Below are 16,570 nucleotides of genomic sequence, written 5' to 3'. Positions count from 1 at the left end.
AATCTGGAAGAAGCAAAGATCGGGGTAATGAATTGGTGTATCAACACACACGCAACGTTGTACCGTCTTATCCTCTGTACCTGCTAAGGTTATAGGGACAAGCCGTACGGGCAATTAGTACTGGTTAGCTTAATGCATTACTGCACTTCCACACCCAGCCTATCAACGTCCTGGTCTCGAACGACCCTTCAAAGAGCTCAAGGCTCTGGGAAATCTCATCTCAAGGCAAGTTTCCCGCTTAGATGCTTTCAGCGGTTATCTCTTCCGAACTTAGCTACCCGGCAATGCCACTGGCGTGACAACCGGTACACCAGAGGTTCGTCCACTCCGGTCCTCTCGTACTAGGAGCAGCCCCCTTCAAATTTCCAACGCCCACGGCAGATAGGGACCAAACTGTCTCACGACGTTTTAAACCCAGCTCACGTACCACTTTAAATGGCGAACAGCCATACCCTTGGGACCGGCTACAGCCCCAGGATGTGATGAGCCGACATCGAGGTGCCAAACTCCCCCGTCGATATGAACTCTTGGGAGGAATCAGCCTGTTATCCCCAGAGTACCTTTTATCCGTTGAGCGATGGCCCTTCCATACAGAACCACCGGATCACTATGTCCTACTTTCGTACCTGCTCGACTTGTCAGTCTCGCAGTTAAGCACGCTTATGCCATTGCACTATCAACACGATGTCCGACCGTATCTAGCGTACCTTCGAACTCCTCCGTTACACTTTAGGAGGAGACCGCCCCAGTCAAACTGCCTACCATGCACTGTCCCCGATCCGGATAACGGACCAAGGTTAGAACCTCAAACAAACCAGGGTGGTATTTCAAGGTTGGCTCCACGAGAACTAGCGTCCTCGCTTCAAAGCCTCCCACCTATCCTACACAGATTGGTTCAAAGTCCAATGCAAAGCTACAGTAAAGGTTCATGGGGTCTTTCCGTCTAGCCGCGGGTAGATTGCATCATCACAAACATTTCAACTTCGCTGAGTCTCGGGAGGAGACAGTGTGGCCATCGTTACGCCATTCGTGCAGGTCGGAACTTACCCGACAAGGAATTTCGCTACCTTAGGACCGTTATAGTTACGGCCGCCGTTTACTGGGACTTCAATCAAGAGCTTGCACCCCATCATTTAATCTTCCAGCACCGGGCAGGCGTCACACCCTATACGTCCACTTTCGTGTTTGCAGAGTGCTGTGTTTTTATTAAACAGTCGCAGCCACCAGTTTATTGCAACCCTTTCACCCTTCTGGAGTAAACCAGTCAAGCTACCGGGGCGTACCTTTTCCCGAAGTTACGGTACCAATTTGCCGAGTTCCTTCTCCCGAGTTCTCTCAAGCGCCTTAGAATACTCATCTCGCCCACCTGTGTCGGTTTGCGGTACGGTCTCGTATGACTGAAGCTTAGAGGCTTTTCTTGGAACCACTTCCGATTGCTTCGTGAATAAATTCACTCGTCTCAACCCCTTGAATTGCGCGCCCGGATTTGCCTAAGCGCCTTCTATGAGCCAAAAACCAACTATTCCAACAGTTGGACAACCTTCCGCGATCCGTCCCCCCATCGCATCATACGACGGTGCAGGAATATTAACCTGCTTCCCATCAGCTACGCATCTCTGCCTCGCCTTAGGGGCCGACTCACCCTGCTCCGATGAACGTTGAACAGGAAACCTTGGGCTTACGGCGTGGAGGCTTTTCACCCCCATTATCGCTACTCATGTCAGCATTCGCACTTCTGATACCTCCAGCATCCTTTACAAGACACCTTCGCAGGCTTACAGAACGCTCTCCTACCATATATATCTGTGATAAATCACAGAACAATATCCGCAGCTTCGGTGACTGGCTTAGCCCCGTTACATCTTCCGCGCAGGACGACTCGATCAGTGAGCTATTACGCTTTCTTTAAATGATGGCTGCTTCTAAGCCAACATCCTGACTGTTTTAGCCTTCCCACTTCGTTTTCCACTTAGCCAATCTTTGGGACCTTAGCTGGCGGTCTGGGTTGTTTCCCTCTTGACGCCGGACGTTAGCACCCGACGTCTGTCTCCCAAGCTCGCACTCATCGGTATTCGGAGTTTGCAATGGTTTGGTAAGTCGCAATGACCCCCTAGCCATAACAGTGCTCTACCCCCGATGGTGATACTTGAGGCACTACCTAAATAGTTTTCGGAGAGAACCAGCTATTTCCAAGTTTGTTTAGCCTTTCACCCCTACCCACAGCTCATCCCCTAATTTTTCAACATTAGTGGGTTCGGACCTCCAGGGCGTGTTACCGCACCTTCATCCTGGCCATGAGTAGATCACTTGGTTTCGGGTCTACACCCAGCGACTGATCGCCCTATTCGGACTCGATTTCTCTACGGCTTCCCTATGCGGTTAACCTTGCCACTGAATGTAAGTCGCTGACCCATTATACAAAAGGTACGCAGTCACGGAACAAGTCCGCTCCTACTGTTTGTATGCACACGGTTTCAGGATCTATTTCACTCCCCTTCCGGGGTTCTTTTCGCCTTTCCCTCACGGTACTGGTTCACTATCGGTCGATTACGAGTATTTAGCCTTGGAGGATGGTCCCCCCATATTCAGACAGGATGTCACGTGTCCCGCCCTACTTGTCGTACGCTTAGTACCACCGGTCCGATTTCACATACGGGGCTATCACCCACTATGGCTCCTATTTCCAGAGGATTCTGTTATCGGTCCGACTATCACGTACAGGCTCTTCCCATTTCGCTCGCCGCTACTTTGGGAATCTCGGTTGATTTCTTTTCCTGCAGCTACTTAGATGTTTCAGTTCGCCGCGTTCGCCTTGCATACCTATGTATTCAGTATGCAATACCCTAAAAGGGTGGGTTGCCCCATTCGGAAATCTGCGGATCAAAGTGTGTTTGCTCACTCCCCGCAGCTTATCGCAAGCTACTACGTCCTTCATCGCCTGTAATCGCCAAGGCATCCACCATGTGCACTTATTCGCTTGTCCCTATAACGTTAGCCTCTGATTACCAGGTAATCAAAGAGCGCTACAGGGATAAGAAAGTACAACGTTGTTGCTTGTTTGTTGATACATACAATCATTACCCATCGATTCGCTTGTTACGGCAAACCGATCAATAAATAATCTTTACTTCTTCCAGATTGTTAAAGAACGAAACAGCTTTGATCGCTAAAAGATCAAACCTAAACCCAAGTCTTATTGACTGGCTTACGTTTGCACTTTCAAAGTACTTGGTGGAGGATGACGGGATCGAACCGACGACCCCCTGCTTGCAAAGCAGGTGCTCTCCCAGCTGAGCTAATCCCCCAGGATATTTCTACGACTCGGGTCTTACTGGTAGGGCTGGTTGGACTCGAACCAACGACCCCCGCGTTATCAACACGGTGCTCTAACCAGCTGAGCTACAGCCCCAACGCGGAACTTCTACGACTACTGTTTCTTCTTTTACTAACAGCCGATAAGTGTGAACATTTGATGCGTGAATCATTTACATGATTCGTGCAAACTCTAGAAAGGAGGTGATCCAGCCGCACCTTCCGATACGGCTACCTTGTTACGACTTCACCCCAGTCACGAATCCTACCGTGGTAAGCGCCCTCCTTGCGGTTAAGCTACCTACTTCTGGTAAAACCCGCTCCCATGGTGTGACGGGCGGTGTGTACAAGACCCGGGAACGTATTCACCGCGACATGCTGATCCGCGATTACTAGCGATTCCAACTTCATGCAGTCGAGTTGCAGACTACAATCCGGACTACGATACACTTTCTGCGATTAGCTCCCCCTCGCGGGTTGGCGGCGCTCTGTATGTACCATTGTATGACGTGTGAAGCCCTACCCATAAGGGCCATGAGGACTTGACGTCATCCCCACCTTCCTCCGGTTTGTCACCGGCAGTCTCATTAGAGTGCCCTTTCGTAGCAACTAATGACAAGGGTTGCGCTCGTTGCGGGACTTAACCCAACATCTCACGACACGAGCTGACGACAGCCATGCAGCACCTGTGTACTGGTTCTCTTTCGAGCACTCCCCGATCTCTCGGGGATTCCAGCCATGTCAAGGGTAGGTAAGGTTTTTCGCGTTGCATCGAATTAATCCACATCATCCACCGCTTGTGCGGGTCCCCGTCAATTCCTTTGAGTTTTAATCTTGCGACCGTACTCCCCAGGCGGTCTACTTCACGCGTTAGCTGCGTTACCAAGTCAATTAAGACCCGACAACTAGTAGACATCGTTTAGGGCGTGGACTACCAGGGTATCTAATCCTGTTTGCTCCCCACGCTTTCGTGCATGAGCGTCAATCTTGACCCAGGGGGCTGCCTTCGCCATCGGTGTTCCTCCACATATCTACGCATTTCACTGCTACACGTGGAATTCTACCCCCCTCTGCCAGATTCTAGCCTTGCAGTCTCCAATGCAATTCCCAGGTTGAGCCCGGGGATTTCACATCAGACTTACAAAACCGCCTGCGCACGCTTTACGCCCAGTAATTCCGATTAACGCTTGCACCCTACGTATTACCGCGGCTGCTGGCACGTAGTTAGCCGGTGCTTATTCTTCAGGTACCGTCATTAGCAAGAGATATTAGCTCTCACCGTTTCTTCCCTGACAAAAGAGCTTTACAACCCGAAGGCCTTCTTCACTCACGCGGCATTGCTGGATCAGGCTTTCGCCCATTGTCCAAAATTCCCCACTGCTGCCTCCCGTAGGAGTCTGGACCGTGTCTCAGTTCCAGTGTGGCTGGTCGTCCTCTCAGACCAGCTACTGATCGATGCCTTGGTAGGCTTTTACCCTACCAACTAGCTAATCAGATATCGGCCGCTCCACGAGCATGAGGTCTTGCGATCCCCCACTTTCATCCGTAGATCGTATGCGGTATTAGCGTAACTTTCGCTACGTTATCCCCCACTCCAGGGTACGTTCCGATATATTACTCACCCGTTCGCCACTCGCCACCAGAGCAAGCTCCGTGCTGCCGTTCGACTTGCATGTGTAAGGCATGCCGCCAGCGTTCAATCTGAGCCAGGATCAAACTCTTCAGTTTAATCTCTGTTTAATGTCATTTCTGACAGGTCGGACAGTATCACTACCATCCAAATCTTTGGCATTGCCAAAGATTTGCTCACTCAAAAAACTGACAGGCTACTTCCGAAGAAGTATCCTATTTCATTATTTCTTGTGAACATTTGATATTTTAAGTTTTACAGCGATCCGAAGATCACTGCTGCACTGACATCAAATGCCCACACTTATCGACTGTTAATTGTTAAAGAACTGTATTCGGTTACTGCTTTCGCGCTATCGACAAAGCGTTGTGTTTGTCAGCTGCGAAGAAGGAAGAGTATGAAGCATTTCGCTAAATCCGTCAACCTTCTTTTTACTACCCTCACCGTTTCCAGTGATCCCGTTGTTTCGCAAACTGCAGCGTCTCATTGGGGAGGCGAACTATAGCAAAGCTATGCGAAGGCAGCAAGGTTTATTCTAAGAAAGTGTGAACTATCATTATTCAATGCTATATCAACATCAAATCGACCAGATAATTACATTCGGAATACCCGGCTAGCTGTTTCTACAGGTGCATTAAGCGGCATATTCATTGCATCTGCATTGGGTGGCGCCGGCCAGGCAACTGCACCAGGGCTGGTCGTAGGGTCGAATTGATCGGCTGGCATTGTTGTCGGATTACGCTACGCTAATCCGACCTTGTATTATTCCCCTCATGCCGTTCGTGGTATTGCGAACGGTATCGACCGCTGTCAAAATCTTGGTAGGCATATCAAGACCGGGTAACTGGATGCCGTATCCGCCCTTAGGCCCCGAGCCAGCTCCGTAGATCTCGCACCAGTTACCCATCCTCCATGTCAAGATCGGACAGTATCTTTGGCACCGGCATGCCGGTTAGCCCGCATTTGCAAGGTAGATCGCAAGAGGACCACAGCATGTTTAATTTAGGAATCGACGTTGCCAAGGCCAAGCTCGACTGCGCGCTGCGCCTGCCCAACGGCAAGCATCGTAACAAGGTTGTCGAGAACAACCGTCAAGGATTCACCGCGCTCCACGCATGGCTGCTGAAGCATGCTGCCGGCAGCCCCAGGGTGTGCATGGAAGCGACGGGCACGTATTGGGAAGGGGTTGCCGAATATCTCGCTGGACTTGGCATGGTGGTCAGTGTCATCAATCCAGCCCAGATCAAGGCCTTCAGCGCTTCACGCCTGGTGCGCACCAAGACCGACAAGGTCGACGCACAGCTGATCGCCGACTTCGCCCATGAACGCCAGCCAGAGCCCTGGCAGGCGCCATCGCCGGCCGAGCAATCGCTGCGCGCGCTGGTGCTGCGCCTCGATGCCTTGCAAGCGATGCGCCAGCAGGAAAGCAACCGGCTTGAAGTGGCGCGCGCGGCGGTACGCCAGGGTATCGAGGATCATATTGCCTGGCTCGACGCCGAGATCAAGGCGCTGATCCTGGCGATCCGCCGTCATATCGATGACGACCCGGATTTACGCGGCAAGCGCGAATTGCTCGATAGCATCCCTGGCCTGGGCGAGCGCACGATTCCCGTGCTGCTGTCCTACTACGCCAATCCTGAGCGCTTCGACAGCGCCAAGCAGGCGGTGGCGTTTGCGGGCCTCGATCCGCGCCAGCACGAGTCAGGTTCCAGCGTGCGTGGCAAGCCACGCATGTCGAAGGTCGGCCACAGTTTCCTGCGCAAGGCACTGTACATGCCGGCCATGGTGGCAGTGCATAAGACGCCTTGGGGCAAGCGCTTCGGTCAGCGTCTGCGTGACGCCGGCAAAGCGCCCAAGCTGATCATCGGCGCCATGATGCGCAAGCTGGTGCACGTGGCATTCGGCGTGCTCAGGTCGGGAAAAATATTTGATCCGGCCTTGCACGCCGCTTGACGGGGATAACAGTATCTACTGAACTTTACATGAGCGTAGGTCGGATCAGGCCGCAGGCCGTCATCCGACAACACTACGCTTATCCAGCCCACCCGACTTGGTCGATGTCGGTCGGCGCAGGCCGGCTTAGCGCAGCGTAAGCCGACAACCACCCGCGGCGCCCCGCAAAACCACCAGACGAAAAAAAACCCCACCGGAGTCCGGCGGGGTTTTACTCTTACTGCGAATAACAAGCCTGACGATAACCTACTTTCACACTGGTTGCAGCACTATCATCGGCGCAAAGTTGTTTCACGGTCCTGTTCGGGATGGGAAGGGGTGGGACCAACTTGCTATGGTCATCAGGCATAACTTGTACCGGCATTTGTCTCCTGTTGGACGACAAGGCCATGAATCTGGAAGAAGCAAAGATCGGGGTAATGAATTGGTGTATCAACACACACGCAACGTTGTACCGTCTTATCCTCTGTACCTGCTAAGGTTATAGGGACAAGCCGTACGGGCAATTAGTACTGGTTAGCTTAATGCATTACTGCACTTCCACACCCAGCCTATCAACGTCCTGGTCTCGAACGACCCTTCAAAGAGCTCAAGGCTCTGGGAAATCTCATCTCAAGGCAAGTTTCCCGCTTAGATGCTTTCAGCGGTTATCTCTTCCGAACTTAGCTACCCGGCAATGCCACTGGCGTGACAACCGGTACACCAGAGGTTCGTCCACTCCGGTCCTCTCGTACTAGGAGCAGCCCCCTTCAAATTTCCAACGCCCACGGCAGATAGGGACCAAACTGTCTCACGACGTTTTAAACCCAGCTCACGTACCACTTTAAATGGCGAACAGCCATACCCTTGGGACCGGCTACAGCCCCAGGATGTGATGAGCCGACATCGAGGTGCCAAACTCCCCCGTCGATATGAACTCTTGGGAGGAATCAGCCTGTTATCCCCAGAGTACCTTTTATCCGTTGAGCGATGGCCCTTCCATACAGAACCACCGGATCACTATGTCCTACTTTCGTACCTGCTCGACTTGTCAGTCTCGCAGTTAAGCACGCTTATGCCATTGCACTATCAACACGATGTCCGACCGTATCTAGCGTACCTTCGAACTCCTCCGTTACACTTTAGGAGGAGACCGCCCCAGTCAAACTGCCTACCATGCACTGTCCCCGATCCGGATAACGGACCAAGGTTAGAACCTCAAACAAACCAGGGTGGTATTTCAAGGTTGGCTCCACGAGAACTAGCGTCCCCGCTTCAAAGCCTCCCACCTATCCTACACAGATTGGTTCAAAGTCCAATGCAAAGCTACAGTAAAGGTTCATGGGGTCTTTCCGTCTAGCCGCGGGTAGATTGCATCATCACAAACATTTCAACTTCGCTGAGTCTCGGGAGGAGACAGTGTGGCCATCGTTACGCCATTCGTGCAGGTCGGAACTTACCCGACAAGGAATTTCGCTACCTTAGGACCGTTATAGTTACGGCCGCCGTTTACTGGGACTTCAATCAAGAGCTTGCACCCCATCATTTAATCTTCCAGCACCGGGCAGGCGTCACACCCTATACGTCCACTTTCGTGTTTGCAGAGTGCTGTGTTTTTATTAAACAGTCGCAGCCACCAGTTTATTGCAACCCTTTCACCCTTCTGGAGTAAACCAGTCAAGCTACCGGGGCGTACCTTTTCCCGAAGTTACGGTACCAATTTGCCGAGTTCCTTCTCCCGAGTTCTCTCAAGCGCCTTAGAATACTCATCTCGCCCACCTGTGTCGGTTTGCGGTACGGTCTCGTATGACTGAAGCTTAGAGGCTTTTCTTGGAACCACTTCCGATTGCTTCGTGAATAAATTCACTCGTCCCACTCCCTTGAATTCCGCACCCGGATTTGCCTAAGCGCCTTCTATGAAGCAGAAACTGACTATTCCAACAGTCAGACAACCTTCCGCGATCCGTCCCCCCATCGCATCATACGACGGTGCAGGAATATTAACCTGCTTCCCATCAGCTACGCATCTCTGCCTCGCCTTAGGGGCCGACTCACCCTGCTCCGATGAACGTTGAACAGGAAACCTTGGGCTTACGGCGTGGAGGCTTTTCACCCCCATTATCGCTACTCATGTCAGCATTCGCACTTCTGATACCTCCAGCATCCTTTACAAGACACCTTCGCAGGCTTACAGAACGCTCTCCTACCATATCCAATAAAGGATATCCGCAGCTTCGGTGACTGGCTTAGCCCCGTTACATCTTCCGCGCAGGACGACTCGATCAGTGAGCTATTACGCTTTCTTTAAATGATGGCTGCTTCTAAGCCAACATCCTGACTGTTTTAGCCTTCCCACTTCGTTTTCCACTTAGCCAATCTTTGGGACCTTAGCTGGCGGTCTGGGTTGTTTCCCTCTTGACGCCGGACGTTAGCACCCGACGTCTGTCTCCCAAGCTCGCACTCATCGGTATTCGGAGTTTGCAATGGTTTGGTAAGTCGCAATGACCCCCTAGCCATAACAGTGCTCTACCCCCGATGGTGATACTTGAGGCACTACCTAAATAGTTTTCGGAGAGAACCAGCTATTTCCAAGTTTGTTTAGCCTTTCACCCCTACCCACAGCTCATCCCCTAATTTTTCAACATTAGTGGGTTCGGACCTCCAGGGCGTGTTACCGCACCTTCATCCTGGCCATGAGTAGATCACTTGGTTTCGGGTCTACACCCAGCGACTGATCGCCCTATTCGGACTCGATTTCTCTACGGCTTCCCTATCTGGTTAACCTTGCCACTGAATGTAAGTCGCTGACCCATTATACAAAAGGTACGCAGTCACGGAACAAGTCCGCTCCTACTGTTTGTATGCACACGGTTTCAGGATCTATTTCACTCCCCTTCCGGGGTTCTTTTCGCCTTTCCCTCACGGTACTGGTTCACTATCGGTCGATTACGAGTATTTAGCCTTGGAGGATGGTCCCCCCATATTCAGACAGGATGTCACGTGTCCCGCCCTACTTGTCGTACGCTTAGTACCACCGGTCCGATTTCACATACGGGGCTATCACCCACTATGGCTCCTATTTCCAGAGGATTCTGTTATCGGTCCGACTATCACGTACAGGCTCTTCCCATTTCGCTCGCCGCTACTTTGGGAATCTCGGTTGATTTCTTTTCCTGCAGCTACTTAGATGTTTCAGTTCGCCGCGTTCGCCTTGCATACCTATGTATTCAGTATGCAATACCCTAAAAGGGTGGGTTGCCCCATTCGGAAATCTGCGGATCAAAGTGTGTTTGCTCACTCCCCGCAGCTTATCGCAAGCTACTACGTCCTTCATCGCCTGTAATCGCCAAGGCATCCACCATGTGCACTTATTCGCTTGTCCCTATAACGTTAGCCTCTTCATTCTTTCAAACGAAAAGAGCGCTACAGGGATAAGAAAGTACAACGTTGTTGCTTGTTTGTTGATACATACAATCATTACCCATCGATCTGCGTTTTACGGCAAACCGATCAATAAATAATCTTTACTTCTTCCAGATTGTTAAAGAACATACAGCACTTGATCTCGAAAAGACCAAACCTAAATCCCGGCGCCATCTGCGCTGATTTACGTTTGAACTTTTGGTGGAGGATGACGGGATCGAACCGACGACCCCCTGCTTGCAAAGCAGGTGCTCTCCCAGCTGAGCTAATCCCCCTATGGGTATTTCCAGACTACAGAAACTGGTAGGGCTGGTTGGACTCGAACCAACGACCCCCGCGTTATCAACACGGTGCTCTAACCAGCTGAGCTACAGCCCCAAATGCTGTTCTTCTTTATTAACAGCCGATAAGTGTGAACATTTGATGCGTGAATCATTTACATGATTCGTGCAAACTCTAGAAAGGAGGTGATCCAGCCGCACCTTCCGATACGGCTACCTTGTTACGACTTCACCCCAGTCACGAATCCTACCGTGGTAAGCGCCCTCCTTACGGTTAAGCTACCTACTTCTGGTAAAACCCGCTCCCATGGTGTGACGGGCGGTGTGTACAAGACCCGGGAACGTATTCACCGCGACATGCTGATCCGCGATTACTAGCGATTCCAACTTCATGCAGTCGAGTTGCAGACTACAATCCGGACTACGATACACTTTCTGCGATTAGCTCCCCCTCGCGGGTTGGCGGCGCTCTGTATGTACCATTGTATGACGTGTGAAGCCCTACCCATAAGGGCCATGAGGACTTGACGTCATCCCCACCTTCCTCCGGTTTGTCACCGGCAGTCTCATTAGAGTGCCCTTTCGTAGCAACTAATGACAAGGGTTGCGCTCGTTGCGGGACTTAACCCAACATCTCACGACACGAGCTGACGACAGCCATGCAGCACCTGTGTACTGGTTCTCTTTCGAGCACTCCCCAATCTCTCGGGGATTCCAGCCATGTCAAGGGTAGGTAAGGTTTTTCGCGTTGCATCGAATTAATCCACATCATCCACCGCTTGTGCGGGTCCCCGTCAATTCCTTTGAGTTTTAATCTTGCGACCGTACTCCCCAGGCGGTCTACTTCACGCGTTAGCTGCGTTACCAAGTCAATTAAGACCCGACAACTAGTAGACATCGTTTAGGGCGTGGACTACCAGGGTATCTAATCCTGTTTGCTCCCCACGCTTTCGTGCATGAGCGTCAATCTTGACCCAGGGGGCTGCCTTCGCCATCGGTGTTCCTCCACATATCTACGCATTTCACTGCTACACGTGGAATTCTACCCCCCTCTGCCAGATTCTAGCCTTGCAGTCTCCAATGCAATTCCCAGGTTGAGCCCGGGGATTTCACATCAGACTTACAAAACCGCCTGCGCACGCTTTACGCCCAGTAATTCCGATTAACGCTTGCACCCTACGTATTACCGCGGCTGCTGGCACGTAGTTAGCCGGTGCTTATTCTTCAGGTACCGTCATTAGCAAGAGATATTAGCTCTCACCGTTTCTTCCCTGACAAAAGAGCTTTACAACCCGAAGGCCTTCTTCACTCACGCGGCATTGCTGGATCAGGCTTTCGCCCATTGTCCAAAATTCCCCACTGCTGCCTCCCGTAGGAGTCTGGACCGTGTCTCAGTTCCAGTGTGGCTGGTCGTCCTCTCAGACCAGCTACTGATCGATGCCTTGGTAGGCTTTTACCCTACCAACTAGCTAATCAGATATCGGCCGCTCCACGAGCATGAGGTCTTGCGATCCCCCACTTTCATCCGTAGATCGTATGCGGTATTAGCGTAACTTTCGCTACGTTATCCCCCACTCCAGGGTACGTTCCGATATATTACTCACCCGTTCGCCACTCGCCACCAGAGCAAGCTCCGTGCTGCCGTTCGACTTGCATGTGTAAGGCATGCCGCCAGCGTTCAATCTGAGCCAGGATCAAACTCTTCAGTTTAATCTCTGTTACTTTGCCATTTTATTGGCACCGTCATTGCTGACGGGTCGCTCACTCAAAAAACTGACAGGCCACTACTTGCGTAGCGCCTATTTCATTATTTCTTGTGAACATTTGATATTTTAAGTTAGACGCCAATCCGAAGATTGACGCTGCACTTGCATCAAATGCCCACACTTATCGACTGTTAATTGTTAAAGAACTGTATTCGGTGCTACTTTCGCGCCATCGACAAAGCGTTGTGTTTGTCAGCTGCGAAGAAGGAAGAGTATGAAGCATTTCACTACATCCGTCAACTCCTTCTTTTCCTGCTCATCGCCGTTTCCGGTGATCCTCAAGTGCCGCATTTGACTGCGTCTCATTGGGGAGGCGAACTATAGCAAAGCGCCCCAGCGGAAGCAAGGCTTTTCCGGGGCTTTTGCGGCCAACTGCTACAATTTCGCCCCCTCCGCGCCAAACGGCGCTTGTCTATATATAGAACCATAGAAGATTCACCATGAAACAACAAGCTCAAGGATCAGGCCTGACCCTGAAACGAGCTGGCTTTACCACTGGCTTCGGCGTGCTCGCCGCCACCCTCGGTTCCGCAGTCGGTCTCGGCAATATCTGGAAGTTCCCCTATCTGACAGGCGCCAATGGCGGCGCCGGCTTCCTGCTCATCTATCTGCTCGCCACCTTATTGGTAGGCCTGCCCGTGATGATCGCGGAAATCACCCTGGGGCGCCGCGCCAAAGTCAATCCCATCTCCACCATGGAACAGCTGGCACCGAAGGGCAAGCCCTGGTGGCTGGTCGGCTTTATCGGCATGGTCGCCGCCTTCCTGATCGTCGCGTTTTATTCGGAAGTCGTGGGCTGGGTATTTGCGTACATCGCCAAGGCCATCGACGGCTCCATCTTGAGCAGCGACAAACTGGTGACGGAAGCGGCCTTCGCCTCGCTGATCAGCAATCCTTTGCAATCGCTGTTCTGGCAATGGGGCGTGCTGCTGTTTATCGGCGGCATATTGATGCTGGGCGTGACCAAGGGCATCGAGGCGATCGCCAAGAAGCTGATGCCGCTGCTGTTCCTGCTGTTACTGTTGCTGTGCGCGGTGAGCCTGTCGCTCGATAAGGCGGGCGAAGGCTTGGCTTTCCTGTTCCGCCCTGATTTTTCCAAGCTGACGGCTTCCGTCGTGCTGACGGCCATGGGCCTAGCCTTCTTTAAATTATCCGTCGGCATGGGTACGATGATGACCTACGGCAGCTATTTCCGCGATGACCAGAATATCCCCGTCACCACTTTGCGGGTGATGGCGGCCGACCTCGGTGTATCGATGCTGGCCGGTATCGCCATCTTCCCCGCCGTGTTCACGTTTGGTTTCGCCCCCAGCGCGGGACCGTCGCTGGTGTTCATCACGATTCCGGCCGTGTTTTCGCAAATTCCCATGGGACAAGTGCTGATGGTGGTGTTCTTCATCCTGGCCGCCGTGGCTGCCACGGGGGCGATGCTGTCGCTGATGGAAGTGCCCGTGGTGATTTTCCATGAACGCTTCGGCTGGACGCGCACCAAGTCCACCATCGTGACCATGCTTCTGCTGGCCGTGCTCGGTTCCGTGTGCGCGCTCAGCAACAGCACCCTGGCGGACTTCAAGCTATTCAATTTGAATATGTTTGATCTGTTCGACTTCGTCTCGTCGAATATCTTCCTGCCCGTGGGTGGCATCGCGATTGCCTTGTTTACAGGCTGGGCCTGGGGCAAGCAGCATTTCATCGAGGCGATCAGCAATCATGGCCAGTTGCAAAATCAAACTCTGGCGCACGTGCTGCTGTTCCTGCTGCGCTTTGTCTCGCCCGTGCTGATCCTGATCGTGATGCTGAAGGGATTAAAGGTCTTCTAATCAGAGTACCCGGGTGTAGGTCTGGCGCACCAGCACCCGGTCGCCGCAATCGAAATGCCACCATTCGCTGTTGATGCCAAAAAAGCCCGCCTGGAACATGGCGTCGCGCAACAAGCGGCGGTGCGCCACTTGCTCCTCGGTAATTTCCCCCTTTTCCAGCAAGACAAGCTCCAGCGCAGGATGCGAGCGCTCACTCAGATCATCAAAACCCGTGCCCATGTCCAATTCCCGGCCGTCCGGGCCGACGATGGTGATGTCGAGCGCCATGCCGAACGAGTGGATGGAGCCGCGCGACGGCTCGGCGATGTAGCCAAGTAACTCCGTTCCCTGCAGCGCATCCCACAATTGCTGCTGCACCCGCTGCGGGCGCAGGGCGTCGAGCACCAAGAGATGATGATCGGGGCGATGCGCGGCCAGCCAGGCCACGGCCTGCTCCAGCGCGGCGGCGGCGTCGCGGTGCAGCCAGGCGCAATCGATGGGGCTGTATAAGTCGCGGCCGACGAAATTGTCGGGCGTGGCATAGCGCAAGTCGACGCCGATGCCGGCGATGCTGCTCAGGTGGCGAAATTGCGGGTCGCTGCCGACCGCTTCCAATTGCAAACTTGCAACAGACATCAGACTCCTCTTTCCAGGCAGTTGCGCGCCGCCACGCCAATGCTGTCGGCCAGGCGCCGCGCGCCATGCGACAGCGGCGAGTGGCTCGCCGTCAATAAATACAGTTGGATCGGAATGGTGGGCGCCCAGGGACGGCGCTGCAGCCGCTCGGGCGAGCCGGACGCCGCCGTAAACGGGTCGACCACGGCCATGCCGGCGCCCGCTTCCACGAGGGAACGGGCGATTTGATACGTCTGCACCACGGTGGAAAACACGGGATGGATATCCTGCGCCTCGCAGGCGGCCACCACCAGTTCGCCCAGCGGATCGTTGTCCGCATGGCCGATCAGCTCGCCGTTCAGGCCATGCGCCGTCAAAGGCGTGCCGCAATCGGCCGCATGCCAGGTGCCGGACGGGGCGATGACCGTCATGACACCCTGCGCAATGGGCTCGGCCACGATGCCCGGATGGCGCGGGTCTTGCAGCGATACGGCCAGGTCCGCTTCACCGAGGCGCAGGGTATTGACGATCTCGCCCGTGTGGTGGGTAGCCAGTTGGCAACGCGTGTGAGGAAAGTCGCGCCGCCACTCCGTCATGGCAAACGGTAAGACGCTGATGGCAAGCGTCGGCGTGGACACCAAACGGATGGTTTCCACCGCGTGGCCCTTCAGGCTGGCCGCCAGACGGCGGATGCCCAATAAATCGCGGTTGAGCTTTTCCGTCTCGACAAACAAACGGTGCGCCTCGGGCTTCGGGTACAGCTTGCCCCGCACGCGCTCGAACAGCGGCATGCCCAGTTGCAACTCGCAATGCTGCAAGACCTTGGTCACAGCCGGCTGCGAGATATGCAGGACCTGGGCGGCGCCGCTGATGGTGCCAACTTGCATGATGGCGTGAAACACTTCGATATGACGCAGCCGCATGAGCTATTCCTTTACCTTGCCGTGGCCGCCTGGGCCGTAATGTTCAGCATATAAGAAAAAGTCATGGGCTGGAACGGCCATGCTACTTTGTTGCAACAGCTGTGGCCGGCGTCGTCAGCACTTCCAGCAGGGCTGCCGTCTCGCCGTCGGGCATGCCGTCAAAGCGCGTATTGCGGTACTTCATCTGGAAGGCGATCAGCACATTGCGCGTCGCTTCATCGAATATGCCCGTATTTGGCGTCGCATAGCCGTGCTGGGCCAGCTTTTTCTGGAACCAGACGGCATCAGGTACTTGCTGCTCAAAAATGAGGCGCTGCGCGGCCACGCGGTTGGCATCGGGCCAGACGATCAGGCCCGCATCGGCCAGCTGGCGCCATGGAAACAACGGACCCGGGTCCTGCTTGCGCTGCGGGGCGATTTCGTTGTGGCCCAGGATATTTTCCGGCGCGATGTTGTAGCGGGCCTGGATATCTTTCAACAGCGGAATCAGTTCATCGATCTGTGCCTGGGGGAAGGGATACCAGAGGCGGCCTTCCGGCGTGTCCTTGTAGCCAGGGTTGACGATCTCGATGCCGATCGAGCTGACATTTAACTGTGTATAAGTCTTCCAGTTACTCACACCCGCGTGATTGGCCTGGCGCGATTCGTCGACCAGCACGTAAAACTTCGGCTTATCCGTGTCCGTCAGCAAATAATGGCTGCTGACTACTTGTTCCGTCAGGATCTTGATCGAACGGGGCAGGTCGCTGACCGTGTAATGGATGACGATGAATTTCACGCGCGGGCTCTGGCTGCGCGCCGTCAAGCTATGGTCGAGGTGCGGCGCGGGCGTGGTACACGCGGAAAGCAGTGCCACCAGCAGGGCGAGGGCGATTTTTTTCATGAAAGA

General features: G+C 53.6%; 5 protein-coding genes, 4 tRNA genes and 5 rRNA genes. 2 read left to right on the top strand and 12 right to left on the bottom strand.

All coding sequences use genetic code 11. The features are described 5' to 3' along the window. Window positions 1-93: 93 nt before the first annotated feature. From OX462_RS00585 to OX462_RS00570, 4 genes are all read right to left on the bottom strand, one after another. Window positions 94-2,983, bottom strand: a 23S ribosomal RNA gene (locus OX462_RS00585). 246 nt (window positions 2,984-3,229) lie between these two features. Beyond that, window positions 3,230-3,305: transfer RNA gene (locus OX462_RS00580), tRNA-Ala, on the bottom strand. 27 nt (window positions 3,306-3,332) lie between these two features. Beyond that, window positions 3,333-3,409, bottom strand: a tRNA-Ile gene (locus OX462_RS00575). 100 nt (window positions 3,410-3,509) lie between these two features. Then, window positions 3,510-5,040 (bottom strand): 16S ribosomal RNA (locus tag OX462_RS00570). Together the 16S and 23S rRNA genes with 2 tRNA genes alongside form the textbook arrangement of a ribosomal RNA operon. Before the next feature lie 895 nt (window positions 5,041-5,935). On the opposite strand from OX462_RS00570, the gene OX462_RS00565 reads away from it, so the two are divergent. After that, window positions 5,936-6,895: an IS110 family RNA-guided transposase gene (locus OX462_RS00565; RefSeq protein WP_083289991.1), complete on the top strand. Its 960-nt coding sequence runs from the start codon at window positions 5,936-5,938 to the stop codon at window positions 6,893-6,895. Window positions 6,896-7,128: 233 nt separating this feature from the next. Here the strand turns inward: OX462_RS00565 and rrf are convergent. From rrf to OX462_RS00540, 5 genes are all read right to left on the bottom strand, one after another. Next, window positions 7,129-7,241, bottom strand: a 5S ribosomal RNA gene (rrf, locus tag OX462_RS00560). A gap of 139 nt (window positions 7,242-7,380) precedes the next feature. Next, window positions 7,381-10,256 (bottom strand): 23S ribosomal RNA (locus tag OX462_RS00555). A 240-nt stretch (window positions 10,257-10,496) separates the two neighbouring features. Next, window positions 10,497-10,572: transfer RNA gene (locus OX462_RS00550), tRNA-Ala, on the bottom strand. Between the two features lie 26 nt (window positions 10,573-10,598). Continuing rightward, a tRNA-Ile gene (locus OX462_RS00545) sits at window positions 10,599-10,675 on the bottom strand. 82 nt (window positions 10,676-10,757) lie between these two features. Further along, a 16S ribosomal RNA gene (locus tag OX462_RS00540) occupies window positions 10,758-12,288 on the bottom strand. 496 nt (window positions 12,289-12,784) lie between these two features. Here OX462_RS00540 and OX462_RS00535 point away from each other — a divergent pair. Then, complete coding sequence (locus tag OX462_RS00535) at window positions 12,785-14,164, top strand: sodium-dependent transporter (protein ID WP_070223147.1); 1,380 nt, start codon at window positions 12,785-12,787, stop codon at window positions 14,162-14,164. Here the strand turns inward: OX462_RS00535 and OX462_RS00530 are convergent, their stop codons facing one another. The 3 genes from OX462_RS00530 to OX462_RS00520 form a co-directional block, all read right to left on the bottom strand. Beyond that, complete coding sequence (locus tag OX462_RS00530) at window positions 14,165-14,779, bottom strand: M15 family metallopeptidase (RefSeq protein ID WP_070288991.1); 615 nt, start codon at window positions 14,777-14,779, stop codon at window positions 14,165-14,167. It lies immediately after the preceding gene. Beyond that, complete coding sequence (locus tag OX462_RS00525) at window positions 14,779-15,681, bottom strand: LysR family transcriptional regulator (RefSeq protein ID WP_070223151.1); 903 nt, start codon at window positions 15,679-15,681, stop codon at window positions 14,779-14,781. Before OX462_RS00525 ends, OX462_RS00530 begins: the two co-directional genes overlap by 1 nt. 82 nt (window positions 15,682-15,763) lie before the next feature. After that, window positions 15,764-16,564, bottom strand: a complete 801-nt coding sequence (locus tag OX462_RS00520; protein WP_121670730.1) for an N-acetylmuramoyl-L-alanine amidase — start codon at window positions 16,562-16,564, stop codon at window positions 15,764-15,766. Between the last annotated feature and the right edge of the window lie 6 nt (window positions 16,565-16,570).

This window comes from Janthinobacterium aestuarii, from assembly GCF_046113285.1.
In the GTDB taxonomy this organism is placed as follows: Bacteria; Pseudomonadota; Gammaproteobacteria; order Burkholderiales; family Burkholderiaceae_D; genus Janthinobacterium.
Note: the sequence above shows the minus strand (reverse complement) of the source record. Positions and strands in the feature narration are given on the sequence as shown.